We start from the raw sequence: 25,876 nt of genomic DNA on the forward strand, positions 1-25,876 counted from the left end.
GAGTTTTAGTAGATTATAATATAATATTAGGATGATGTTAAATAAGTTAGATTTTTTCTTAAAAGATAATAATATATTTCTAAGTGGTTCTGCTGGAGTTGGTAAATCATTCTTAACTACAGAACTTGTTAAATTATATAGAAAACAAGGTAGAATTGTTGTTGTATTAGGTTCTACTGGATTAAGTGCATTTAATATAGGAGGAGTTACTTTACATGGTTTTTTTGCCTTTAAAAGATGTCAAAATTATGATGAATTGTATTATGAAGATCGAAAACAAAGAAATAAGTTAGAAAAATTAAAAAGAATTTTAAAACAATGTGATTTATTAATTATTGATGAAATTTCTATGATAAGTGCATCTTTGATGGAAATGATTTATTATAGATTAACAAGAAGTGACTTTAGTGGTAAAATTTTATTAGTCGGTGATTTTTTTCAACTTCCACCTGTAATAAACTACAAAGAGAATCAAAACACTTTATTTCAAAATACTCTATATGCTTTTTCTTCTCAAGCTTGGAATGATTTAAAATTTGTCAATTTAAAGCTTAGTATTACTAAAAGAACTTTAGATAAACAATTTTATGAATATTTATTTTTTCTTAGAATTGGCAAAGTAAATCAAGAAATACTAAGTTTTTTTAAAAAAATGTTAATTTATCCAAAAGATTTGCTTGAGTATATGGACGAATATACCCTATTGTGTGCTACAAATAAAAAAGCTAATTGTATAAATGCTAAAAAATTAAATCTTTTGCAAGGTAAAGAAAAAATATTTAAATCAAGAATGGAAAAATTAGATTATACTTTAGATGATAAAATTTATGAGCAGTGGATTAAAGGATTAAATTCTTTAGAGGAGTTAAAATTAAAAATAGGTTCTAAGATTATTTTTTGTGTAAATAATAAAGAGGAAAATTATTACAATGGAGAACAAGGAATTATTTTAGATTTTATAAAAGATAAAGAGCAAGAATATATTCTGATAGAGAAAAATAATGGTGAAAGATTGAAATTAAAACCATATGAATATACCTTAGAAGAGTATGAGTTAGACAAAGATGAAAAACTAGAAGTTAAGATAAAAGCTAAATTTGTTCAATTTCCTATAAAACTAGCTTATGCTATAACAATCCATAAATCTCAAGGTATGAGTATAGATAAGCTTATATGTGATATTGATGGAATTTTTGAAAAAGGACAATTATATGTATGTTTATCAAGGGCCATTAATCCTTGTAATTTAAAAATCATATATAATTATAAAATGCCTTTTGAGGATTATTTTTTAAGAATTTTAAAAACCGATAAAGAAGTGAAAAAATTTTATTTACAAGAAAAATTTATAGATTTAGAAGAAGATGAGGAGATAATATGAAGTGGATTATAGTTTTGCTTTTAATGTTTTTTAATATCCATGCTAGTTCCTTGAGTATAGAAAATTTTAGAACTGATTTATATTCAAAGGTTGGAAACAATACTTTAAAAAAAATTGAAATGAATTTAGATTTTGAAGGAGAAAATTTAGATCAAAAGAAAATTATAGATGCTTTAAATACCATTGTATCTAGTTATTTTTATGAAGATTTGTTTACAGAAGTTGGTAAAAATAATTTTAAAGAAACCTTGCTTAAATTTAGTAATAAAAAATATAAAACTCAAATTAAAAATATTTATATTTTAAAAATTAATTCGGTAGCTAAGTTTGACTTGGAAGAATTTAAGCGTTTTATAAATGATTTGGAAAAAAAAGATGACAATACAATAAAAACTATCAAACAAAAGGAAATTCAAGATAATTCCAAAGTTGCAAAAAATACGGATCAAAATAATACTCAATCAAAAGATATAAATACCGATCAAATAAACAACAATGATAAAGATGATAATAAAAGTTTTAATCAAGATACTAACACAAGTAAAGAGGCTATGGATATGATTTTAAAAACCATGGAAAAAACTCAAATGCAAATGTTAGCTCCAAGTAAAGAACAACAAGATTTGTTTAATGAAATACCATTTTGATTATTGAATAATATCAAAATGGCTTGGGATTTTTGGTATAAAAATATTTTCGTTGATATTTTGATCAAATTTCTGATTATAAAAATAAATACTAACTAAGTTTCCTAACTCATCTTTATAAGAAATATTACTAAGATTATCATTTTTTAGTTTGATATTATATGTGATATTTTCGTATTTTGCTTCATAATTTTCATGAGATATTAATTTTGCATTTTTAAAAATTTCTTGAAGATTTGGTAAATTTTGCAATTGAGTATAAATAGCTTGTTCTAACTCAGGCTCTATGATAATAACTTCTTTGTGATTGATATAAATTTGTTTTTTATTTGGTTTAGTATAATTCCAAAAGGCTTTATTTTGAGTAATGATAAAATTTCCTTTATAATTTAGTGAAGAATTATTGCTTTGCACCTTTTGTTCAAAATCACTACTAAAATTTTTAAAATTTATATCAAAAGCAAAAATACTACAAGCAAATAACATTAAAAATATAAAATATCTCATAATTATCCTTTAAAAATTTTGTAAATTATATAAAATTTATCCAAACAAAACTTTTTATATAGTTCTAATTAAATTCAAGGTATAATCTAGCATATATTTTTGTAATTAAAGGTAAAAAAATGTTTTCTAGTGTATTTAAAGCAATATTTGGCACAAAAAATGATCGAGAAGTAAAAAAATATTTAAAGAGGGTTGCACAAATTAATGCTTTAGAATCAAAATACCAAAATTTAAGCGATGATGAATTAAAACAAGTATTTATAGAATTTAAAACACAAATTCAAAAAGAAGAACAAACTTTAGACCAAATATTGAATGATGTTTTTGCGATAGTTAGAGAAGTAGGAAAAAGAACTCTTAATATGCGTCATTTTGATGTGCAATTAATTGGTGGTATGGTTTTACATGATGGAAAAATTGCTGAAATGAAAACTGGGGAAGGTAAAACCTTGGTTGCAACTTTACCTGTTGTATTAAATGCTATGAGTGGTAAGGGTGTGCATGTGGTTACCGTAAATGATTATTTGGCTAAAAGAGATGCAGAGCAAATGAGTGCTATTTATAATTTTTTAGGTTTTAGTGTAGGTGTGATACTTTCAGAACAAAATAGTGATGAGGCACATAAAAAAGCTTATGAGTGTGATATAACTTATGGTACAAATAATGAATTTGGCTTTGATTATTTACGCGATAACATGAAATTTTCAAAGCTTGAAAAAGTACAAAGAGAGCATAATTTTGTTATAGTTGATGAAGTGGATAGTATTTTAATAGATGAAGCAAGAACTCCGCTTATTATAAGTGGGCCTACAAATAGAACTTTAGACGGCTATGTTAAAGCAAATGAAGTAGCAAAACAAATGCAAAAAGGCCAAGCAGCTACTACTCCTCAAGAATTGCCAAGTGGTGATTTTGTTGTTGATGAGAAAAATAGAACTATTATGATTACAGAGGCTGGAATTTCTAAGGCTGAAAAATTATTTGGAGTAGAAAATTTATATAGCTTAGATAATGCAATATTGGCCCATCAGCTTGATCAGGCTTTAAAAGCGCATAATTTATTTGAAAAAGATGTGCATTATGTATTAAGAGATAAAGAAGTTGTAATTGTTGATGAATTCACGGGAAGATTAAGTGAAGGAAGACGCTTTAGTGATGGTTTACACCAAGCATTAGAAGCTAAAGAAGGGGTAAAAATTCAGGAAGAAAGTCAAACTTTAGCAGATATTACTTTCCAAAATTATTTTAGAATGTATAAAAAGTTAGCAGGCATGACAGGTACTGCACAAACTGAGGCAACGGAATTTTCTCAAATTTATAATTTAGATGTAGTTTCTATACCTACAAATATACCAATTGTAAGAATAGATAAAGATGATTTGATTTATAAAACTCAAGAAGAAAAATTTAAAGCAGTTATTGAAGAGATAAAAAAAGCAAATGCAAAGGGTCAGCCAGTTTTAGTGGGAACTGCAAGTATTGAAAGAAGTGAAGTATTTCATAATATGCTTGTAAAAGAACGCATTCCTCATCATGTGCTTAATGCTAAAAATCACGAGCAAGAAGCTTTGATTATCCAAGATGCAGGTAAAAAAGGTGCAGTGACTATAGCTACTAATATGGCAGGTCGTGGGGTTGATATAAAAATAGATGATGAAATAAGAGCTTTAGGCGGGCTTTATATTATAGGAACTGAGCGTCATGAAAGCAGAAGAATAGATAATCAACTTCGTGGTCGTGCAGGGCGTCAAGGTGATCCTGGTGTAAGTAGATTTTACTTAAGTTTAGAGGATAATCTTTTGAGAATTTTTGGTGGTGATCGCATAAAAAATATCATGGAAAGATTGGGTATAGAAGAGGGTGAGCATATAGAAAGTCGTATTGTTACAAGAGCTGTTGAGAATGCGCAAAAAAAAGTTGAAAGCTTGCATTTTGAGAGCAGAAAACATTTGCTTGAATATGATGATGTGGCAAATGAACAAAGAAAGACTATTTATAATTATAGAAATGAATTGTTAGATGAAGAATTTGACTTGCAAGATAAAATTTTAAAAAATATTGCCGAGTATAGTAATCACTTAGTAAGCCAAATTTATCTAAATGCAGAACTTGAAGATGATATTAAGCATTTTGAAAGCTTAAAGCAAAAAGTAAATTATGAGTGTAATCTTGAGCTTAGCGAAGCTGATTTTAAAGATTTAGGTGTAATTGAAGCAGAAAATAAATTAAGTGAAATTTTAGAAAAAGCTTACAAAGATAAAATGAATATTATTGAAGATAAGGAAGCTAGAAGAATTGAAAGAATTCTATATCTTCAAATTTTGGATAATCTATGGAGAGAGCATTTATATCAAATGGATATTTTGAAAACTGGTATAGGTTTAAGAAGTTATAATCAAAAAGATCCTTTAGTAGAATATAAAAAAGAAAGTTATAATCTTTTCATGGAGCTTGTTGAGCGTGTTAAATTTGATAGTTTGAAATTACTATTTAATGTAGTTTTCACTCAAAAAGAAGCACAAAATTTTGAAGAAAAAAGCCACGAACAAAACGAGCAGTTTTTAGCTAATACCACAGAAAGTGGTGTTGATGAAAATGGTGAAGCACAAATTACTAAAGTACCTAGAAATTCACCTTGTCCTTGCGGTAGTGGTAAAAAATATAAAGAATGTCATGGTAAAAGTGGTCCTAAAAAGGGTATTTTAGCTTAAGGTTTGAAATGAATTTAGTTATAGTTGAAGATGATATAAATATGAGAAAATCACTCGAAATTGCTTTGAGTGAGTATGAAGAATTTGCTATAAAATCTTATAAATCAGCAACTGAAGCTTTAAAAAAACTAAATGATGATGTTGATTTGATTATTACAGATATTAATATGCCGGGTATGGATGGTATTGAATTTGTGCAAGCTTGTGAGAATAAATATGATTTTATTATTATTACAGGTAATGCAACGCTAAATCGTGCCATAGAAGCAGTAAGACTTGGAGTAAAAGATTTTCTAGTAAAACCATTTGATATTAATACTTTAGTAACTGCGATAAAACGCGCAAAAATAATTCAAGAAAAGACTTCTAAAAAAACAAACAAAAAGATTATCAAAAAAGAAGAAAATCAAGATTTTTATGGCACTTCTAAAGCTTTGGAAGATTGTTTAAAATTGGCTACTAAGGCTGCTAAGACAGATGCAAGTGTGCTTTTTTTTGGAGAAAGTGGGGTAGGTAAAGAAGTTTTTGCAAATTTTGTGCATAAAAATTCAAAAAGAGCACAAAAACCTTTTGTGGCTATTAATATGGCAGCAATTCCATCAAATTTGATAGAAAGTGAGCTTTTTGGTTTTGAAAAAGGTGCATTTACCGATGCTAATACTACTAAAATAGGGTTGTTTGAGCTTGCTAATGAAGGCACTTTGTTTTTAGATGAAATAGGTGAAATGCCTTATGAAATTCAAGCAAAATTATTAAGAGCCTTGCAAGAAAAAGAAATTACAAGATTAGGAAGTACTAAAAGTATAAAGATTGATGTAAGAATTATTAGTGCAACTAATGCTCATATAGAAAAAAAGATTACAGATAATGAATTCAGACAAGATTTATATTATAGGCTTAATACTATTCCTATTAATATACCACCACTAAGAGAGCGTCAAGAAGAAATTTTGCAAATTGCACAAAAGGTATTACTTGATACATGTAAAGAATACGATTTTAATGAAAAAACTTTAAGTCAAGAAGCACAAGGTGCTTTGCTAGCTTATGATTTTCCAGGTAATATTAGAGAATTGATTTCTATTATACAAAGAGCTTGTATTTTAAGTGAAAATGATGAGATTAGCGCTCAAGATTTATTTTTAGAAAGTAGAAAAAGTAAAGATATTAAAAATCTTGAAAAAGAATTGATTTTAGAAGCTTTAAAAAATTCGCAAGATATTGCAGAAGCAGCTAAGCTTATAGGGATGAGTGAAAAAATTTTTAGTGAAAAAATGAAAAAATACAATATTACTTAAAAAGGATGGATGATGAAAAAAATAGCCATTGTAGGTGCAACAGGAGCGGTTGGCGAAGAACTTTTAAATGTTTTAGATGAGCTTGATTTCCCGGTTGAAAGTATTTTACCATTAGCAAGCGCAAAAAGTGCAGGTAGTGAAGTAGAATTTAGAGGAAAAAGTTATAAAGTAAAAGAATTAACTCCAAATGTTTTTAAAGAAAATCCTGTAGATATTGCTTTTTTTAGTGCCGGAGGAAACATAAGTGCTGAGTATGCAAAATACGCAGTAGAGTGTGGTGCTGTAGTGATTGATAATACTAGTCATTTTAGAATGGATGAAAATGTTCCTTTGGTAGTTCCTGAATGCAATAGCGAAGATATTAAAGATTGGGAAAAAACAGGAATTATTGCTAATCCAAATTGCTCTACTATACAAATGGTACATGTTTTAAAACCACTTGATGATGTATTTAATCTAAAAAGGGTAGATGTAAGTACTTATCAAGCAGCAAGTGGTGCAGGTAAAGAAGGTATGGAAGAATTAGTTCAAGGAATGCAAAGTTTTTTTGCTTTTAAATTAGATGAATTTGAGGCAAAAACTTTTCCATATACCTTAGCTTTAAATTTAATTCCTCAAATTGATGTTTTTAGTGAAAATGGCTACACTAAAGAAGAATTAAAAATGGTAAATGAAACGCAAAAAATATTGCATAAAAAACTTGAAATTTCAGCAACTTGCGTAAGAGTTCCTGTGCTTAGAAGTCATAGTGAAGCTATTACTATGCATTTTGAAAAAGATGTTGATGTTGCTAAGGTTAGAGAGATACTTTCTAAAGCACCAAGTGTTGTTGTGATTGATGATGCAGAAAATAAAAAATATCCTATGCCACTTTTTACAAGCGATACTAATGAAACTTATGTAGGAAGAATTAGACGCGATATTAATCATAAAAATATTTTACACTTATGGTGCGTGGCTGATCAAATTCGTGTAGGAGCTGCTACAAATGCAGTGCGTATTGCACAAAAATGGCTAGAATTGGTTTAAAAAGGAGAAAAATGTTAGAAAGATTTTTTGAAAATTTATTAGTTAAAAGTCGTTTAGTCACTATTTTGCCTGTAATTTTTGGCCTTATAGGAGCTTTTGTTTTATTTTTTATTGCAAGTTATGATGTGATTAAAGTTTTAAAATATGTATTTGAGTATTTTATGTTGCCTAATTCTACGGTAGATTTGCATGAGGATATTGTTGGTTTGATTATAGGGGCTGTAGATTTATATTTAATGGCTTTAGTTTTATTTATATTTTCTTTTGGAATTTATGAACTTTTTATTAGTGAAATAGAAGAATTTAAACAAACTAAACAGTCAAAAGTTTTAGAAGTGCACAGTTTAGATCAACTAAAAGATAAGCTTGCAAAAGTTATTATTATGGTTTTAGTCGTAAATTTTTTCCAAAGAATTTTGCAAATGCAACTAAATACGGTTTTGGATATGACTTATCTTGCAGGTTCTATTTTAGCTCTTTGTATAGGACTTTATTTTTTACACAAAAGTGATCATTAAAATAAGGAATAAAAATGATTTTTATTGATGCATGTTTTAAAAAGTCAACCCCTTATACTCCAGTTTGGATGATGCGCCAAGCAGGAAGATATTTACCTGAATATATGCAGGTTAGAGCAAGTGCTGGAGATTTTTTATCACTTTGTAAAGATTATAAAAAAGCGAGTGAAGTTACCTTACAACCAGTAGATATTTTGGGTGTTGATGCAGCTATTATTTTTTCAGATATTTTGGTAGTACCTTTAGAAATGGGTATGGATTTAAAATTTGAAAAAGGCGAGGGCCCTATATTTTCAAATCCTATTAAAACAAAAGAAGAATTGGAAAGATTAGATGTTGAAAAAAGCATTAAAAATCTTTCTTACGTTTATGATGCACTAGCATTTACTAGAGAAAAACTTACACAAGATAAAGCTTTGATTGGTTTTTGTGGAAGTCCTTGGACTATTGCTACTTATATGATAGAGGGTGGTAGTAGTAAAAATTATGCAAAGTGTAAAAAATTAGTCTATCAAAATCCTGAATTTTTACATCAAATTTTATCTAAACTTACTTTTGTTTTAAAGTATTATATTCAAGAGCAAATTAGAGCAGGTGCTAATGCTATACAGATATTTGATAGTTGGGCAAGTGCTTTAGAAAAAGAAATGTTTTTTGAGTTTTCTTTTAAATATATGCTTGAAATTGCTGATTTTATAAAGGAAAAATATCCGCATATTCCTGTGATTTTATTTCCTAAAGGGGTAAGTGGGTTCTTAGATGATATAAATGGAAATTTTGATGTCTTTGGAGTAGATTGGAGTACCCCTTTAGAGTTGGCTAAGGAAAAACTAGGCACTAAATATACTTTGCAGGGTAATATGGAGCCTTGCAGACTCTATGATAAAAAAGCTATTGAACAAGGTGTGGATAAAATTTTAAATATTATGCAAGATAGTGCACATATTTTTAATCTCGGACATGGAATTTTACCTGATATTCCTGTTGATAATGCTAAATATTTTATCAAGCTAGTTCAAGAGAAATCTAAAAAGTGAGTAAAATAACTTTTGGGCCTATAAGTTCAAGAAGATTTGGACTTTCATTGGGAATTGATTTAAGTCCAAATCAAAAACAATGTAATTTTGACTGCGTTTATTGTGAATTACAAGCTGCAAAACCTTTGGAAAAATCTTTAATTTATCCTAAAATAAAAAATATTATCGATGAAGTACAAAGTGTATTGAAAAGTAATGTGCAATTTGACTTTTTAACATTAACTGCAAATGGTGAGCCTACTTTATATCCTCATTTAAAAGAATTAGTTTATGAGTTAAATAAAATAAAACAAGATAAAAAACTCTTAATCTTAAGCAATGGTAGTGGAGTTTTAAATTCGGATATTTTTGATACTTTAATGTATATTGATGTAGTTAAATTTAGTCTTGATAGTGCAATGGAAAAAACTTTTTATAGAGTTGATAGGGCTTTAAAGCAAATAAAACTTGAAACAATGATAGAACAAATGATCGCCTTTAGAGAGAAATTTTTGGGTGAGCTTGTTATGGAAGTTTTAATTGTCAAGGGATTGAATGATAACAAAGATGAGATGTTGGCTTTAAATGAAGCATTTGACAAGATAAGACCATCAAGAGTGGATTTTAGCACTATAGATAGACCGCCTGCGTATCCTGTTAAAGGTATATCTTTGGAAAAGTTGGAAGAATTAAGTATGTATATTACTAGTGTGCCTGTTGTGCTTGCTAAACATTATTACAAAGGTGAAAAAATTGATTTTAATATCCAAGAGCTCTTGAAGATGCTGCAGCTTAGAGCACAAAGTGAATTTGACATAGAAAACAAATTTAGTCAGCATAGTAAAGATATATTAGAAAAATTAATTAAAGAACGAAAAATTGTTGTAGAAAATTTAGCAGGAGTAAAATTTTACAAAAAAGCGTAATTTTTTATAAAAAATCTTGACAAAAAAGTTTTTTTCTTATATAATGTCATTTCTTATTTATTGATGTTCCGGATTAGCTCAGCGGTAGAGTAGTCGGCTGTTAACCGATTGGTCGTAGGTTCGAATCCTACATCCGGAGCCACTTCATAAAGTTAACTTCATGTATATTTTATAATAATCTAATTTGTAATTTATAATTATATTTTTTGATAGTTAATTAGTATTTTCTTATTTTATGAAAATACTAATTTTTAATATCAAAAGTAAAAAATTTACTTTCAAAATTATTTCCTACTTTTTCATATTGAAACATAGCAGGTTCTAAATTTTGGACTTCATGATATAATAGTCCTAGTGCAAGTCTTGCTTCTAAGGTTTCTTCATTTTCTAATTTTGCAAGCTCTAGTAAAGCTATGGCTGAATTTGGATTATTAGAACCTATCGCTGCTACTGCGGCTAAAAATAAAGTTTGCGCATCTTTGATTTTATAATCATCTATTAAGATATTGTAAAGCGTATATGCTTCTTGGTATTCTTTAGCAAAAATATCAACATAAGCTAGAGCAAAAATCAGTCCGATGGAATTTTTATTACTCATAGCAAGTCTTTTTTTTATGTCATTTCTAACATGATTTAACAAGCCTGTAATTTGCATAAGTGTCACATAGCTGTCTTTAACTATACCAGCTCCACCAAATAAAGAATTATAATCAAGCTTGGTTGTTAAAAAATACATTTGTGCTTGTTTGGCATACTCTTTAATATCAAGATTTGTGTTTTTAGAATTAAAATATAAAATATTGCTAATAATATCCTCACCGAGCAAATCTTTTAATTCTTTTATTTTTTGATTTCTTAAAATTTCAAGATTATTGCCATTAGCAGCTACTATAGCAAACATTAGTTCTAAAGGAGTATTTTTGCTATTTGAAAGGTTGTCTAAATAAGGAATCATAGCAGTAAAGTCACTTTTAACTAGATGTAGTAAATATTTATAGATATTATGATTTTGATCGATATTATTATCTGCTTGTAAATTTTCCAAAAGTTCATTAGCAAGTTTGGTATAATCTTTTTTTACTAAATCCATGCAATATATGGCAAAAATACCTGCAATATAATTTTTTGGATTTAAATGATAAGCAGTTGAAAAATGTTTATATGCATTATTATAATCTTGCAGTTGTGCATAAGTTAAAGCAAGATTGTAATGAATTACATCGTGAGCATGATAAATTTCACTTAAATTTTTAAATTCTTGATTTGCTTCTCTTAGATGAAAATTAAAAGCTAGATTGATAGCATGAGATAATTCCACATTAACGCCTGATAAAGCTTTGCTTTTAACAAGCAATTCATTTTCATACTCATACCCTTGTATGAAATTTCCCAAATCAGCTTTTGTGATGAGTTCCATGCTTTGTTTTATATCAAAAACGCGATAAGGTGAAAAATAAAAAAGTAAATCATAAATTTGTTGTTTTCCTGTGATTAAACTTTTGGCAAAATGTTGCTGCGCTATATCAATATTTGAAAAATTTCTTTTTAGTCTTGTTTTTATGTTATAGTATTTTGAGCCAATAGCTCTATCTTTTACATATAAAGTTTTTAAAATTTGTGCACCATTGTCAAATTGACCTGTTTTTAATTCTACTAAAGCTAGAGCCATTTTGCTTCTTATGGCTTGATTTTCTATTTTTGATGCTTTTTCAAGATATTCTTTAGCTTTTTTATACTCTCCTAGTTTTGCATATAATAAACCTAAGGGTAAGCTTGCTTCATAATCTTGTTGCTTTTGCAAAAGATTAATGGCGTTTTGGTCAGATTTTAATAATGCGTAAATTTTTGCCCCAAGGTAATAAGACTCCCCTTGATAGCTGTTGATATTACTTGAACGCATGAACATTTGTAAAGCCTCTGGATAAAATCCTTGATAGTAATTAATTAATCCTAGATAATAATCATACAAAGAAGATTTAGAATCTTGTGGTAAATGTACTCTTGCTAAATCAAGATAATATTTAAATTTCTCTTTATCGCCTAGATTAAAATAACACACAGCTATATTAATAGCTGCTGCAACTTTGTGTTCTTCTAATTCTAAAGATTGTTTGAAATTCTCAACAGCACTAATATAATCTTTTTGTTTCATTTGAGCTACACCAAGATTATAACTAGATAAAGATTGATTGAAAATATTAATATTATTATAAAGCTCTAAAGCACTTTCTATATCACCTTTTTCATATAATAAATTTGCCTTTTGTACTACAAGATCTAAAGCAGATTGTTTCACCTTTGTGATACTTGTACTAACATTATCTTCTAAAATTGGATTATTTGTGATTACTTTTTTATCTTCTTTAAAAACAAGAAGTAAAACTAAAATAATAAATAAAATTAGAGCAAGAGCACTAAGTGTTGAAATCAAAATAAGAAATTTTTTATCAAAAAGCTTTTTCTTTTCTTCAGGTTGTGATGCTTGAGGTTCTTCCTCTACTCTTTGAAAAGTACTTTCTTCTTCCTCTAATTCAGGAGGTATTGTGCCAGGAGGGATAGTTTGTTCTTCCACTCCTGGATTTTCATCAATCTCTGAAAAAGCTTTTTCTTGATTATCTTGTTCTTTAGGTGTTACTTCTTCGGCCATGTTTTCTCTTAAAAGTATTTTCTTAATACATCAGGAATTCTTATATTTCCATCTTTTTCTTGATAATTTTCCATAATAGCTACTAAGGTTCTACCAACAGCTAGCGAAGAACCATTAAGTGTGTGAACTAATTCATTTTTGCCCTTATCGTTTTTAAAACGGATCTTTGCACGTCTTGCTTGAAAATCTTTACAATTTGACACAGAGCTAATTTCACGGTATTTGTTTTGCGATGGAAGCCATACTTCTAAGTCTACTGTTTTCGCAGCAGAAAAGCCCAAATCTCCCGTGCAAAGCATTAAATGCCTATGTGCTAGGCCCAAAGAGCTTAGTAAATCACTGGCGCAATTTAACATTTCTTCAAACATCAATTCACTTTGATCAGGCTTACATATACTAACAAGCTCTACTTTTTCAAATTGATGTTGCCTTATAATACCTCTTGTATCTCTACCCGCGCTCCCTGCTTCTTGTCTAAAACAAGCACTATAGCAGGTCATTTTTAAGGGTAGTTCTTCTTGAGTTAAAATTTCATTAGAATAAAGATTAGTTACAGGAATTTCAGAAGTTGAGATGAGATATAAATCATCATTTTCTACCTTATACATATCATCTTTAAATTTAGGAAGCTGTCCTGTGCCATACATGGTCGCGCTATTTACTAAAAATGGTACATTGACTAGCTCAAAACCTCTACTTCTATTAAAATCAATCATATAATTTACCAAGGCTCTACTTAGTAAAGCTCCTTCATTTTTAAGCACACAGAAACGACTTTGTGAGATTTTAACCCCTCTTGTAAAATCAAGCCAGTTTAATTTTTCTCCTAAATCATGATGTTCTTTGATTTCAAAATCAAAACTAGGAGGTGTTAGAACTTTTTTTAATTCTACATTTTCATCTTCATCTTCTCCAAAAGGTACGCAATCATCAGGGGTATTTGGTATTGCTAGGGCAATTTGTTCTAGTTTTTCTTCTAGCGTGCTAACGATTTTTGACTGAGTATTGATTTTTTCTTTATTTTGGCTTAGTTGTGCTTTTAAGCTTTCTTTATCTTGTGCTGTTGCAAGCTCTTTACTAAATTTATTTTGAAAAGCTTGAAATTCTTCCAAAAGTGCTTTTTCTTTTTTTAAATTTATAAATAAGTCGCTAAGTTCTTTGAGTAAATTTTCATCTACTTTTTTAGCTTTTAGTTTTTGCGCAATTTCATCAAAATTATTTTGCAAAAGTTTTAAATCTAACATTCTAACTCCTTTTATAGTCCTATTTTAGCATAAATTTTTTCCATTGTTTCTCGGGCTTGTTTTTTTGCTTTGCTTGCTCCAAATTCTAAAATCTCATCGATTTTAGAAGGATTAGCTAGTAATTTTTCATATTCTTCTTTAGCCGAGGCAAAATACTCACTAATGATTTCATTTAAATACATTTTAAAATGCCCATAACCTTCGCCACCTTTTTCATAACGACTTTTTAAAGTTTCTTGTTTTGTTTTGTCTAAAAACAATTTTGCGATTTTAAATACATTACAATTTTGCCAATCTTTTGGATCTTCTAAAGCTGTACTATCTGTGATAATGGAAGAAATTTGTTTTTTAATAGCTTTTGGTGTATTAAAAATATCGATTGTGTTTTGATAAGACTTGCTCATTTTAGCTCCATCAGTACCAGGTACTACTGCAACTTCATCATTAATTTTAGCTTGAGGTAGGGTAAAAATTTCACCCCATTCATTATTTACTTTTAAAGCTATATCTCTTGCTATTTCAACATGTTGAATTTGATCTTTACCTACAGGAACTACTTGAGCATTAAAAAGTAAAATATCTGCAGCCATTAAAACAGGGTAAGAAAAAAGCCCATGGTTGGCATTTAAACCTTTGGTAATTTTATCTTTATAGCTATGTGCTCTTTCTAAAAGTCCCATTGGGGTAAATTGAGAAAGAATCCAATAAAGCTCCATCACTTCTTTTACATCACTTTGTAACCAAAATACGCTTTTTTGTGGATCAATTCCTAAACTTAAAAAAGCTGCCGCAGCTTTGAGTGAATTTTGTTTAAGTTTTTCTCCATTAAAATTTGAAGTCATAGCATGATAGTTTGCTATAAACATATACATTTGATTTTCTTCTTGCATATTTAGCATTTGTTTTATAGAGCCAAAATAATTTCCTATATGTAAATCCCCACTTGGCTGTAATCCTGTAATAATTCTCATTTTACCTCTTTTTTGATTTCTTTAATTATTTCTTGGATATTTTTGTTTTCAATATTTATAATGATATTTGCTTTTTTTTCATATTTTTTAATTCTTTGATCAAATAGTATTTTAGCATTGTTTGTGTTTGAAAATAAGGGTCTTGCGGCCAATTCTTCTTTATTTAGTCTTTGTAAGAGATAATCAAAACTTGCTTTTAAGTAAACGATAGTGCCAATATTTTTTAATTTTTTTTGTTCTATGAAGCCACCACCGCTTGCAATAGAACAATTTTGCACATAAGTTAAAAACGAAACAAGTTTTTTTTCTTCTTTGCGAAATTTTTTTTCTCCATATGTTTTAAAAAATTCACTAATTTCAAGATTAAATTTTTCTTTGATTAAAACATCTGTATCTAAAAAGAATTTATCATATTTTTTTGCATAAGTCCTTGCTATAGTTGTTTTACCACAGCCCATAAATCCTACAAAAAGGAGGTTAGTTTTCTTGCTCATCTTTGCTACCTTTTTTTCTTGAAGCTAAAATTAAAGGTACACCTTCAAAGTTAAATTGTTTTCTAATTTGATTTTGTAAATATCGTTTATAACTAAAATGTAAAGCTTTTGGTCTATTCATAATTAGAGCTATTTTTGGAGGTGCTAAGTCGTATTGAACCGCATAATAAATTTTCACTAATTTACCATAATCATGTGGTAGCGGGTGGGCTCTTGTGGCTTCTTCTACCAAAGCATTTAATTTTGCTGTTGGAATTTTTTGGGTGAAATTTGCAAAAACTTCTAAAATTTTATCCAAAAGCACATGTATTCTTTTTCCACTTAAAGCTGATACGCTTACAACGGGCGCATAAGCTAGGAATTTAAAACGATCTAGTTTTAATTCTTTTAAAGTTTTATCAAAATCAAGCTCGCTTTTATCCCATTTATTAAGTACAATAATCACACCTAAACAATGTTTAGCAGCAAGTCCTGCAATACGCTCATCAAGTTCGTTAAAGCCTTCAGCTGCGTCAAGTACTAAAAGTGCAATTTGAGCATTGGCTAGGGCATATTCAGTTCTATTAAGTGCATAACGCTCTAAGCCCTGTATTTTCCCGCGTTTTCTAATACCCGCAGTATCTACAAATTCGATGATTTTATCTTTATGCATAATGCTTTCATTAACAGGATCAATTGTAGTGCCTGCTATATCGCTTACCACGCTACGTTCTTCTTTTACTAAAGCATTTAAAAGACTTGATTTTCCTACATTAACCCTGCCGATAATTCCTACTTTAATATGATTTTCATTAATAGTTTTTAGCTTAAAATCTCCGCTATTTTCATCAAAATTTTCTAAATAACTTTCAAAGTCTTCTTCTTCATCTGTATTTAAATAACTTTCATCTAAAAACTTACTAGCCCACATACAAAGCTCATCAATGCCTATATTATGTGTTACAGAGATATTAAAAACTTCTTTTACTCCAAAATTAGAAAATTCCCAAGATCTTTCCTCATCTTTTTTGTTATCGACTTTATTGATTACTAAAGCTATGGGTTTGTTGAGTTTTTTCATTTCATAAAAAAAAGCTTTATCTTCATCATCAGGTAAAAATTTTCCATCCACCATATAAAAGATAATATCACTATTTTTAGCAGTTTTAAGCGAATTTGCTTTGACATTTTTAAAAAGCTCATTACTCTCATCAAGCCCGCCGCTATCTATCAACAAAGCTTTTTTGTCATCAATTTCTACTTCTATTTTATTAGTATCTCTTGTAGTTCCACTTATGTCACTAGTTATTGCAATGCGCTTTCTTGCAAGTCTATTAAAAAGACTTGATTTGCCAACATTTGGTTTTCCTATTAAAATAATACTTTGCATTAATACTCATTTTTTAAATTTTTATTTGTGATTATATAAAAATTGCCTTAAAATTAAGCAAAAAAGACTAAAATAACAGGAATTTTATATGGAATTTATATGTTAAGAATAGTTAAAAAGAATTTAGGTATATATTTTATGATTATTGCTTCTATAGAATTTGCATTTGTAGGTGCTTGTGCAAAAATTCTTAGTGAAGAATTATCATCGATTGAAATTATGTTTTTTAGAAATATTATAGGCACAGCTTTTATGCTTTATGCGCTTTCAAAATTAAATTTTCATAAAAGTGGCAGACATCTTGGACTGCTTATTTTTAGAGGTATTATAGGAACGATCGCTTTATATCTTTTCTTTTATAATGTTTCTAATATTTCATTAGGTGGAGCTTTTGCTTTTCAAAAAACAGCGCCTATTTTTATAGCTTTGATTGCTTTTTTGTTTTTTAAAGAAAGTTTGGGATTAAAAGCTTGTTTTGGGATTTTGATTGCTTTTATAGGAGTATTATTAATCTGTCAGCCTTTTGCAGATAGCACTACGCATTCAGGTTTTGATTTCAAAAATAGTATTTTAGGAATTTTAAGCGGTTTTTGTGCAGCCTTGGCGCTAACTAGCGTAAGAGAGCTTAGAAAATCATACCCAGCGCCATTTATAGCTTTATCTTTTGTTTTAATTGGTACTTTGATGCCTTTAATGTCTATGATTGTAGGTTCTTTTTATGAAATAAAAGAGCTTGATTTTTTAATTGCTCCTTTTGTTATGCCTAGTCTTAAAGCTTGGATTTTTATTGTTTTGATGGGAATTTTTGGAGCAATGTATCAAATTCATGTTACTAAAGCTTATGGAGTAGCAAAAAAGGCAGGAGTTGTTGCGGGAGTTAGCTATATAGATGTAGTTTTTACTTTATTTTTGGGCATATTATTAGGAGATGAATTTCCTAGCTTAATGGTTTTTATAGGAATTTTTAGCATTATTTTAGGAGGAATTATTTTGGTTAGTAAGCAAACAAAAGGAAAGAAAAATGGAAAATAAAACAGATTTAATTTATGGTTTAGAAGATAGACCACCTTTTGCTAAGGCATTTTTTGCTGCATTAGTGCATTTAATGGCTATGTTTGTGGCTGTGATTACACCTGCTTTGTTAATTTGCAAAGGTCTTGGGATAGATGATACTAATACGGCTAGAATTATTTGTATGTCGCTTTTTGCTTCAGGTGTTGCTTCGCTTTTACAGATTAAAACTTGGGGTCCTATAGGGAGTGGACTTTTATCTATTCAGGGGACTAGTTTTAACTTTGTTGCACCTATTATTTTAGGTGGGCTTGTTTTAAAAAATAATGGTTTATCGCAAGAAGCAATGCTTGGAGCCATTTTTGGCACTTTAATGCTTTGTTCTACTACTGAAATGATTATTTCACAAATTTTACCTTTTATTAGAAGAGTGATTTCGCCTTTGGTTTCAGGTATAGTTGTGATGATTATAGGTCTTAGTTTGATTAATGTTGGCCTTGTGAGTGCAGGAGGTGGATTTGCGGCTAAGGTAAGTGGTGAATTTGGTTCTTTGCAAAATTTATTATTAGCTGGAGTTGTGATTTTAAGTATTATTGTTTTAAATCGTTTTAATAATGCCTATATAAGAATTTCTTCTTTATTTATAGCTATGATAATAGGGCTTTTAGTAGCTATGACTTTTGAAAATTTTAGTTTTAATTTTAATGAAAATTTACCTTTAGTGTTTTTACCCGATCCTTTACATTATGGTTTGAGTATTGATTATAATCTTATTTTACCTTTGATTTTAGTTTTTATGGTAACTTCTTTAGAAACTATCGGCGATATTAGTGCTACTAGTGAAGTTTCAAATCAGCCAGTTAAAGGCGAACTTTATGCAAAAAGATTAAAAGGCGGGGTTTTGGCTAATGGTTTTAATTCCTTTGTTTCAGCCTTTTTTAATACTTTTCCAAATTCATGTTTTGGGCAAAATAATGGCGTTATAGCTTTAACAGGTGTTGCAAGTCGATATGTTGGATTTATTGTAGCTTTTATGTTGATGATTTTGGGTTTATTTCCTATTGTGGCTGATATTACTTTACAAATTCCAGAGCCTATTTTAGGTGGAGCAACTTTAGTAATGTTTGGTACTATAGCTGCAACGGGAGTTAGGATTATTTCTAAGGAAAATCTAAATCGTCGTTCTATTATCATCATAGCTATGAGTTTGGGTATAGGGCTTGGAGTTTCTAATAATCCTGATATTTTAGAATTTATGCCAATGTGGTTTAAAACTTTATTTTCTTCAGGGATTGCAGCAGGTGGGATTACGGCTATTATTTTAAATTGCGTTTTTCCGCTTGAAGAAAATGAAAAAAATAAAGTAAAATAATAAAAATAAGGAAAAATAATGAAAAAAATGATACTAATAGCAGGTCCTTGTGTAATAGAAAATGAAGAACTTGTTTTTAAAGTTGCACAAGAGCTTGAATGCTTTTTAAAAGATGATAGAATTGATTTTTATTTTAAATCAAGTTTTGATAAAGCAAATAGAACTAGTATTAATAGTTTTAGAGGACCAGGTCTTGAAAAAGGCTTGGAAATTTTGCAAAAAGTGAAAGATAAATTTGGCATGCAAATTCTTACTGATATTCATGAGAGTTCTCAAGCGAGTGTTGCGGCTGAGGTTGTAGATGTTTTACAAATTCCAGCCTTTTTATGCAGGCAAACTGATTTATTAGTGGCTGCTGCTAAAACAAAAGCCAAGGTAAATGTAAAAAAAGGGCAATTTTTAAATCCTGAGGATATTAAATACAGTGTAGCTAAAATTTTACAAACTAGAGGCATTAATGAAGAAGGTTTTGAAATAGCCAAAGAAAATGGAGTTTTTGTAGCTGAGAGAGGTTCGAGTTTTGGCTATGGAAATTTGGTCGTAGATATGAGAAGTTTGGTTGTCATGAGAAAATATGCTCCAGTTATTTTTGATGCTACTCATAGTGTGCAAATGCCAGGAGCAAATGGTGGAAGTAGTGGAGGCAAAAGTGAATTTGTAGAGCCATTAGCAAGAGCTGCTGCTAGTGTAGGCGTAGATGGATTTTTCTTTGAAACGCACATTGATCCTTGCAAAGCTTTATGCGATGGACCAAATATGCTTGATCTTTCAAGACTTAAAAACTGCGTAAATACGCTTTTAAAAATTCAAGAAATCATTTAAAAAAGGAAAATTATGAAGATAATAGAGGGAAATTTAAGTTTAAAAGGTGATGAGAAAATTGCGATTATCAATGCAAGATTTAATCATATCATCACAGATCGTTTAGTTGAAGGTGCTAAAGATGCTTTTTTAAGACATGGAGGCAAGGAAGAAAACTTAAGTCTTATCTTAGTGCCAGGTGCTTTTGAAATTCCTTTTGCATTAAAACAAGCTTGTGAGAGTAAAAAATTTGATGGAATTTGTTGTGTTGGAGCAGTAATTCGTGGAAGTACACCACATTTTGATTATGTAGCAGCTGAAACTACTAAAGGTATAGCAAGTGTAGGGCTTGGAGCTAATGTGCCTGTGAGTTTTGGAGTTTTAACAACTGATACCTTAGAGCAAGCCATAGAAAGAGCAGGTAGTAAAGCAGGTAATAAGGGCTTTGAAGCTATGCTTACTGTGGTTGAAATGCTTAATTTAATCCAAAAAATTAAGGCTTAAAATGGCTACTAGACACCAAGTAAGACAAAGTATAGTTTCTTTGCTTTATGCAGCACAGTTAAATCAAGAAAATAAAGATTTTATCAATGAATTTTTAGATGAGAAAAAAATTCGCAATGACCAAAGAAAATTCACTCTAGATTTATATAATGGTATCAATGAGCAACTTACTTTGCTTGATGAGAAAATCAATGAGTGTTTAAAAGAGCACAAATTAGATGGAGTAGCTAGTATAGAAAAGGCCATTTTGCGTTTAGGTGCTTATGAGATTTTATTTACTTCTACACAAAAAGCGATTATCATTAACGAGGCTATAGAGCTTGCAAAAGAAATGGCAGGAGATAATGCTCCTAAATTTATCAACGGGGTGTTGGATAAAATCAACAAGGAAAAGCAATGAAACTTTGTGTGGCTTTTGATGTGTCAAGTTATGATGAGTGTATTAGTTTGGCTAAAGAATTAAAAGGTTTAGATCTTTGGGTTAAAATAGGACTTAGATCATATTTAAGAGATGGAGTAAAGCTTTTAGAGGCGATTAAAAAAGTGGATGATTTTAAAATCTTTTTAGATTTAAAGCTTTATGATATACCAAATACCATGGCAGATGCTTGTGAAGAGCTTGCTAAGCTTGATGTGGATATGTTTAATATCCACGCAAGTGCAGGTAAAAGTGCTATGTGCATGATTATGGAGCGTTTAAGTGTTTTGAGCAAAAGACCTTTGGTGCTTGCTGTATCTGCTTTAACTAGTTTTGATGAGCAAGAATTTTTTAGTATATACAAACAAGATATCAAACAAGCTGTTAAGGAATTTTCTAAAATTAGCTATGAAAGCGGTCTTGATGGTATGGTTTGTTCGGTATATGAGAGCTTATTGATTAAAGAAAATACAAATACAAATTTTATTACACTAACTCCTGGAATTCGTCCTTTTGAAGAAAATTTAGATGATCAAAAAAGAGTAGCTGATATACAGTGTGCTAAGGATAATCTGTCAGATTTTATCGTGGTTGGAAGACCTATTTATAAGGCAAAAGAACCTAGAATGGTTTGTGAGAATATATTAGAGCATTTAAAATAAGCCTAGAGGCTTATTTTAAATAAATTTTCATTTTCTTATTTTCTAAAATAATTCCATCATCATCACTAATAATTTGAAATTCTCCATTAAAATATCTTAAGAAGTCGTTTTCAAATTTCATAGATTCTTGATCGCAAAGCATTTTTGTCGAAGCAAGATTATCTTCTATTTTGATACTACTTCCTTGATCTTTATAGTTTCCAAAAAATCTATTACATCCTGATACACCAAAAACTCTTTTATCTTTATTATCAAAACTAATGCTTGCTTTAGTATTTTGAGGAAGTTCATGATTTTTTCCATTAGCTTCATAAGAACTTATAGTAAATTCTTTATTTTGTAAATCATCAACACTTAAATTTGCCACAGAACACCCACTAAAAATAGCTAAGCTCGCTATACTTAATGTGATTATTTTTTTCATTTTTATACTCCTTTGATTTATACATGAAAATGTTTTAATTCATCCTCTAAATTTTGACAAACTATATTTAACTCATGAGCAACATCTAATAAAATTTTTGAAATTTCTTCATTTTTATCACTTAATTTTACCGTTTCTTGCATTTTATCAAGCAAAGATTGCAAAGTTTCTTGTGTGCTTGAAATTTTTTGCATGCAAGCATTTGCTAAATCTCTTGCATTTTCATTGCAAACTTTTACTTCATTGGTTCCTTCTACAAGTTCTTTTGCATCTTGATTTAAAGAGTTAATTTCGTTAGCATTGTGTTTTAACTCTTTAGAAACTTCATTGATACTATCTACCAATTGTTTGGTTACGATGGCAATATTTTTTAAAAATTCTTCTGAATTTTGAGCAAGATTTCTTACATCTTCAGCAATAACTGAAAAGCCACGACCAAATTCTCCAGCACGCGCAGCTTCAATACCTGCATTTAAAGATAATAGATTGGTTTTATCAGCAATTTCTCCCATCATGTCAGAAGCTTTTTTAATCTCTTCTGCTTGTTTTTCCATAACTTCTACTTTTTGAGACAATATATCTTCATTTTCAGCTACAACTTTTACCTTATCTACTACTTGATTTAATGAGTCAAGCATAGTGTTTAAAACTTCAAAAGATTTTGTATTGGCTTTATTTGCGTTATTTGAAAGTTCAGCAAGATCTTGTAATTCTGTATGAATTTGCTCACTTAAATGATAAGATTCATCAGTTTTTGTATGACCTTCTTTAGTTCTATTTGCTAGATCAAGTGCATTAGCATTTAAAAGTTTAGATTGTTTATCTACCATTTGAGAATTTTCATTAGTAGAAATCACTGTATTTTGAATTTTTTCAATAAATTGGTTGATGTAGGTGCAAGCTTTACCTATTTCATCGGTGCTTTTTATATTAATTCTTGCGCGTAAATCTCCATCGCCGCTAGCTAGTTCTTTGGCATGTTTTAAAAGATCTAAAACAGGATTACCTACAACTATTTTTAAAATATAAAGTACAGCAAAAACGGTAAAAAGTAAAGCAACACTAAAGATTATAATATAGGTTCTAGCTGAACTTGCCAAATCATCATCTACATGTTTTAAATCATTGTACATATCCATAACACCCAAAACATCACCTTCTTTAGCATTAGCATGACAAGCAAGACAACCTTTATTGGCGATAAGTGGGCGTATAAGTCTTAGATAATGTCCTTGTTCGTTATTGATTTCAACGGCTTTAATTTCTGGCTTGTTAAATTGCTCGTTGATAATACTCTCATCACTTTTTGTAAAATGTTGTATTTCAAAGAGCTCAACTGTGCTTTTTGAAGGATAAATTTTAATATCTTTTATACCTTCTATTTCACCAGCATCTTTTATAGCTTGTTCTATAATAGCAGGATCGCCTAAATTCATTGCCATTCTTAATGTTTGAAAAACAGAAGTGCTTAAAGTATCTAAATGTGCACGGCTGATTCTATCTGTAGTTTGTTGAGAATCTTTTTGTAAGATAATCTGCATGATAATAAAACTAATTAGCAATGTAGAAATCATTGCTAAAGATATTTTTGCACCTATGCTTTTAAACATTTAAAACTCCTTTTATTAGTGTAAAAAGTGTCTTATGCCGCTAAAGTATAATGCGATACCATACTCATTAGCAGCTTGAATAATATCCTCATCTCTTATGCTTCCACCTGGCTCAATGATGGCTTTTACTCCTATTTTGCTAGCTTCATCTATACTATCTCTAAATGGAAAGAAAGCTTCACTTGCTAAAACACAACCATTTAGATCAAGCCCCATTTCCTTGGCTTTATTAATAGCTGCTTTAGCTGCATCGATACGACTTGTCATACCCATACCAATGGCTACCATAGCTCCATTTTTTACATAAACTACATTGTTTGATTTAGTAAATGCAGCAATTTTCATAGCTATTTCAAGATCTTTTAATTCTTGTTCATTAGCTTTTCTTTCGCTTTTTAAAATCGCATTTTTTAATTCATCTTCTTTAACTTCATCACTATCTTGATATGCAAAACCACCATCTATGTGTTTAAAATCATATTTATCATAAGCTCTAGTTAAAAATGGCGCTTTTTGTGTAAAGATTTTAATACGCTTTTTATCTTTAAAAACTTCCAAAGCATCATCGTCTACATTTGCTGCAATGATTACTTCTATATAAATTTCATTGATTTTTTGCGCTAATTCTTTGTCTAAGGTTCCATTGATAGCAACAACTCCTCCATAAGCACTCAAGGTATCGCATTTAAGAGCATGGATATAGCTTTGGAGTAAGTTTTCTTTTATGGCAAATCCGCAAGCATTTGCATGTTTGACTATGGCTACTGCCGGAGCTTTATCAAAAGCACTTGCTAAATTTAAAGCCGCGTTAATATCGGTTAGATTGTTAAAACTTGCTTCACCTTTTAAGGTTGTAAAATTGTGTGTGAAAAAGTCATCAAATTCATATAAAGCACCTTTTTGATGAGGGTTTTCTCCATATCTTGTGTCAAACACTTTTTGACCTACGATAAATTTACTTGCACCAAAGCCACCATTAAAACGCTCATTCATATAATTTGCTATGTAAGCATCATAATTTGCTGTATGCTCATAAGCTTTGATCATCAATGCTCTTCTAAAATCAAGATCTAAGGTATTATCTTTTAAAGCTTGTATGATTTTATCATAGTCTAAAATATCACAAACGACAATGACATTTTTAAAGTTTTTTGCACCACTGCGTATCATAGCAGGACCACCAATGTCGATATTTTCTACAATCTCATCAAAATCTTGGGTTAAAATTGTAGTTTTTTTGAAAGGATATAAATTCACACAAAGCAAGTCTATACTTTCGATGTTGTAATCTTTGGCTTGTTTTTGATGATCTTCATTTTCTCTTTTGTATAAAATTCCACCATGAATTTTTGGGTGCAATGTTTTAACACGCCCTTCAAACATTTCAGGGCTTTGAGTAAATTCACTAACTTCTTGTACTTGTAAATTATTTTCTTTTAAAAGCTTATAAGTACCTCCGGTGGATAAAAGCTCATAACCTAATTTAGTAAGTTCGCTAGCAAATTCTACAACACCTTCTTTATCACTCACACTAATTAGTGCTTTCATTAATTTTTCCTTTCTATATATTGTTTTAAAAATTCATATGATTCATTAATTTCTTGAAATTTTTTAACACCTTCTTTGATTTTTTCTTCATCACTATTGTTTGCGTTTAAAATATCAGGGTGGTATTTTTTGGCAAGTTCTCTATAGCGTTTTTTAAGCTCTTGTAAGTTTGCATTTTCATTTAAGCCTAAAATTTCACAAGCCTTTTGTAAATTCATACCTGTATTTTGTGTTTGCATAGAGTTTAAAAGTTTTTCAAGTATATTTACATCAAGTTCAAAAGCTCTAATGATAGCTCTTAAGACATCTTTTTTGGTATTGTTAAGTTCTCCATCAATCAAAGCCATTGCTACTAAGACATTTAAAATATTAATTCTTTCTTGTTGTGGTAAAGGCACTTCTTTGATAAACTCTTTGGCTATATCAAAAGTATCATTTAAAGTGTTTTTATGTTCATTAAAACATTGTTTTAAAAAATCTCTTTCTTTTTTATCTTTAGCATTATAATCAAGAATTTGTGAGATCATGTTTGCTTCATTCTCGCTAACTCTACCATCACTTTTTGCTATTTTTGCTAAAAGCGCTATAACATAATAGTTTAATCTCCTTTTAAAGCCATCAATCCTTTCTTCATGATAGCCTTGTTTAAAGCCTTGAGAGAAGCTTTTAGCTCCTTTTTTGAAAGAGCCTAAAAGATCATCTTTACCCCAAGTTTTATAATACCAATAAAATGCAAGAATTGCTAATACTAATAAAACAAAAAGCATT

Annotated in this window: 24 protein-coding genes and 1 tRNA gene; 15 read left to right on the forward strand and 10 right to left on the reverse strand. The window is 29.5% G+C overall.

Annotated elements, in window-relative coordinates:
* Positions 1-34 precede the first annotated feature (34 nt).
* Together L8W56_RS02470 and L8W56_RS02475 are read left to right on the forward strand one after the other, a co-directional pair.
* Complete coding sequence (locus tag L8W56_RS02470; protein WP_263659317.1) at positions 35-1,381, forward strand: ATP-dependent DNA helicase; 1,347 nt, start codon at positions 35-37, stop codon at positions 1,379-1,381.
* Positions 1,378-2,028 carry a flagellar basal body-associated FliL family protein gene (locus tag L8W56_RS02475; protein ID WP_263659318.1) on the forward strand — a complete coding sequence of 217 codons (651 nt, stop codon included), beginning with the start codon at positions 1,378-1,380 and terminating at the stop codon, positions 2,026-2,028. The genes L8W56_RS02470 and L8W56_RS02475 overlap by 4 nt, the downstream gene beginning before the upstream one ends.
* On the opposite strand, the gene lolA is transcribed toward L8W56_RS02475, so the two are convergent.
* The gene (lolA, locus tag L8W56_RS02480; protein ID WP_263659319.1) at positions 2,029-2,535 is read right to left on the reverse strand and encodes a LolA-like outer membrane lipoprotein chaperone; all 507 of its coding nucleotides are present in this window, start codon (positions 2,533-2,535) and stop codon (positions 2,029-2,031) included.
* A 119-nt stretch (positions 2,536-2,654) separates the two neighbouring features.
* Here lolA and secA point away from each other — a divergent pair, with 119 nt between their 5' ends.
* The 7 genes from secA to L8W56_RS02515 all read left to right on the forward strand — a co-directional run bounded on the left by secA (position 2,655) and on the right by L8W56_RS02515 (position 10,175).
* Positions 2,655-5,246: a preprotein translocase subunit SecA gene (secA, locus tag L8W56_RS02485; RefSeq protein ID WP_263659320.1), complete on the forward strand. Its 2,592-nt coding sequence runs from the start codon at positions 2,655-2,657 to the stop codon at positions 5,244-5,246.
* Positions 5,247-5,254: 8 nt separating this feature from the next.
* Entirely contained in the window at positions 5,255-6,544 is a 1,290-nt protein-coding gene (locus tag L8W56_RS02490) for a sigma-54-dependent transcriptional regulator (protein ID WP_263659321.1), read from the forward strand.
* Between the two features lie 9 nt (positions 6,545-6,553).
* Positions 6,554-7,573, forward strand: a complete 1,020-nt coding sequence (locus tag L8W56_RS02495; RefSeq protein ID WP_263659322.1) for an aspartate-semialdehyde dehydrogenase — start codon at positions 6,554-6,556, stop codon at positions 7,571-7,573.
* An 11-nt stretch (positions 7,574-7,584) separates the two neighbouring features.
* Entirely contained in the window at positions 7,585-8,091 is a 507-nt protein-coding gene (locus L8W56_RS02500) for a YqhA family protein (protein WP_087699510.1), read from the forward strand.
* Between the two features lie 14 nt (positions 8,092-8,105).
* Entirely contained in the window at positions 8,106-9,128 is a 1,023-nt protein-coding gene (gene hemE, locus L8W56_RS02505) for a uroporphyrinogen decarboxylase (protein ID WP_263659323.1), read from the forward strand.
* Complete coding sequence (locus L8W56_RS02510; protein ID WP_263659324.1) at positions 9,125-10,033, forward strand: radical SAM protein; 909 nt, start codon at positions 9,125-9,127, stop codon at positions 10,031-10,033. The genes hemE and L8W56_RS02510 overlap by 4 nt, the downstream gene beginning before the upstream one ends.
* A gap of 67 nt (positions 10,034-10,100) precedes the next feature.
* Positions 10,101-10,175: transfer RNA gene (locus L8W56_RS02515), tRNA-Asn, on the forward strand.
* 102 nt (positions 10,176-10,277) lie between these two features.
* Here the strand turns inward: L8W56_RS02515 and L8W56_RS02520 are convergent.
* Genes L8W56_RS02520 through der form a run of 5 tightly spaced genes read right to left on the reverse strand, consistent with a single transcriptional unit; the run spans position 10,278 to position 16,758 of the window.
* The gene (locus L8W56_RS02520; protein WP_263659325.1) at positions 10,278-12,680 is read right to left on the reverse strand and encodes a tetratricopeptide repeat protein; all 2,403 of its coding nucleotides are present in this window, start codon (positions 12,678-12,680) and stop codon (positions 10,278-10,280) included.
* Positions 12,681-12,688: 8 nt separating this feature from the next.
* Entirely contained in the window at positions 12,689-13,924 is a 1,236-nt protein-coding gene (serS, locus tag L8W56_RS02525) for a serine--tRNA ligase (protein WP_263659326.1), read from the reverse strand.
* Positions 13,925-13,935: 11 nt separating this feature from the next.
* Entirely contained in the window at positions 13,936-14,895 is a 960-nt protein-coding gene (trpS, locus tag L8W56_RS02530; protein ID WP_263659327.1) for a tryptophan--tRNA ligase, read from the reverse strand.
* Positions 14,892-15,389, reverse strand: a complete 498-nt coding sequence (locus L8W56_RS02535; RefSeq protein ID WP_263659328.1) for a shikimate kinase — start codon at positions 15,387-15,389, stop codon at positions 14,892-14,894. The genes trpS and L8W56_RS02535 overlap by 4 nt, the downstream gene beginning before the upstream one ends.
* On the reverse strand, positions 15,373-16,758 hold the full coding sequence (gene der, locus L8W56_RS02540) for a ribosome biogenesis GTPase Der (protein WP_263659329.1): 1,386 nt from the start codon (positions 16,756-16,758) through the stop codon (positions 15,373-15,375). The genes L8W56_RS02535 and der overlap by 17 nt, the downstream gene beginning before the upstream one ends.
* Before the next feature lie 99 nt (positions 16,759-16,857).
* Between der and L8W56_RS02545 the strand changes: the two genes are divergently transcribed.
* From L8W56_RS02545 to pyrF, 6 genes are read left to right on the forward strand one after another with little or no spacing between them, the layout of a single operon-like run.
* Positions 16,858-17,790 carry a DMT family transporter gene (locus tag L8W56_RS02545; RefSeq protein ID WP_263659330.1) on the forward strand — a complete coding sequence of 311 codons (933 nt, stop codon included), beginning with the start codon at positions 16,858-16,860 and terminating at the stop codon, positions 17,788-17,790.
* Positions 17,780-19,141 carry a uracil-xanthine permease family protein gene (locus tag L8W56_RS02550; RefSeq protein WP_263659331.1) on the forward strand — a complete coding sequence of 454 codons (1,362 nt, stop codon included), beginning with the start codon at positions 17,780-17,782 and terminating at the stop codon, positions 19,139-19,141. The genes L8W56_RS02545 and L8W56_RS02550 overlap by 11 nt, the downstream gene beginning before the upstream one ends.
* 18 nt (positions 19,142-19,159) lie before the next feature.
* Positions 19,160-19,963: a 3-deoxy-8-phosphooctulonate synthase gene (gene kdsA, locus L8W56_RS02555; protein ID WP_263659332.1), complete on the forward strand. Its 804-nt coding sequence runs from the start codon at positions 19,160-19,162 to the stop codon at positions 19,961-19,963.
* Between the two features lie 12 nt (positions 19,964-19,975).
* Positions 19,976-20,446: a 6,7-dimethyl-8-ribityllumazine synthase gene (ribE, locus tag L8W56_RS02560; RefSeq protein ID WP_012661257.1), complete on the forward strand. Its 471-nt coding sequence runs from the start codon at positions 19,976-19,978 to the stop codon at positions 20,444-20,446.
* A 1-nt stretch (position 20,447) separates the two neighbouring features.
* Positions 20,448-20,846, forward strand: coding sequence for a transcription antitermination factor NusB (gene nusB / locus L8W56_RS02565; RefSeq protein WP_263659333.1), 399 nt, complete (start codon positions 20,448-20,450; stop codon positions 20,844-20,846).
* Positions 20,843-21,526, forward strand: coding sequence for an orotidine-5'-phosphate decarboxylase (gene pyrF, locus L8W56_RS02570; RefSeq protein WP_263659334.1), 684 nt, complete (start codon positions 20,843-20,845; stop codon positions 21,524-21,526). Before nusB ends, pyrF begins: the two co-directional genes overlap by 4 nt.
* 10 nt (positions 21,527-21,536) lie before the next feature.
* Here the strand turns inward: pyrF and L8W56_RS02575 are convergent, their stop codons facing one another.
* From L8W56_RS02575 to L8W56_RS02590, 4 genes are read right to left on the reverse strand one after another with little or no spacing between them, the layout of a single operon-like run.
* The gene (locus L8W56_RS02575; protein ID WP_133319320.1) at positions 21,537-21,950 is read right to left on the reverse strand and encodes an META domain-containing protein; all 414 of its coding nucleotides are present in this window, start codon (positions 21,948-21,950) and stop codon (positions 21,537-21,539) included.
* 17 nt (positions 21,951-21,967) lie between these two features.
* Positions 21,968-23,560, reverse strand: coding sequence for a methyl-accepting chemotaxis protein (locus L8W56_RS02580; RefSeq protein ID WP_263659335.1), 1,593 nt, complete (start codon positions 23,558-23,560; stop codon positions 21,968-21,970).
* A 15-nt stretch (positions 23,561-23,575) separates the two neighbouring features.
* On the reverse strand, positions 23,576-25,108 hold the full coding sequence (gene purH / locus L8W56_RS02585) for a bifunctional phosphoribosylaminoimidazolecarboxamide formyltransferase/IMP cyclohydrolase (RefSeq protein ID WP_263659336.1): 1,533 nt from the start codon (positions 25,106-25,108) through the stop codon (positions 23,576-23,578).
* Positions 25,108-25,875, reverse strand: coding sequence for a DnaJ domain-containing protein (locus tag L8W56_RS02590; RefSeq protein ID WP_133319317.1), 768 nt, complete (start codon positions 25,873-25,875; stop codon positions 25,108-25,110). The genes purH and L8W56_RS02590 overlap by 1 nt, the downstream gene beginning before the upstream one ends.
* Position 25,876 lies beyond the last annotated feature (1 nt).

The organism is Campylobacter sp. IFREMER_LSEM_CL1085, assembly GCF_025772235.1.
GTDB classification, from domain to species: domain Bacteria; phylum Campylobacterota; class Campylobacteria; order Campylobacterales; family Campylobacteraceae; genus Campylobacter_D; species Campylobacter_D lari_D.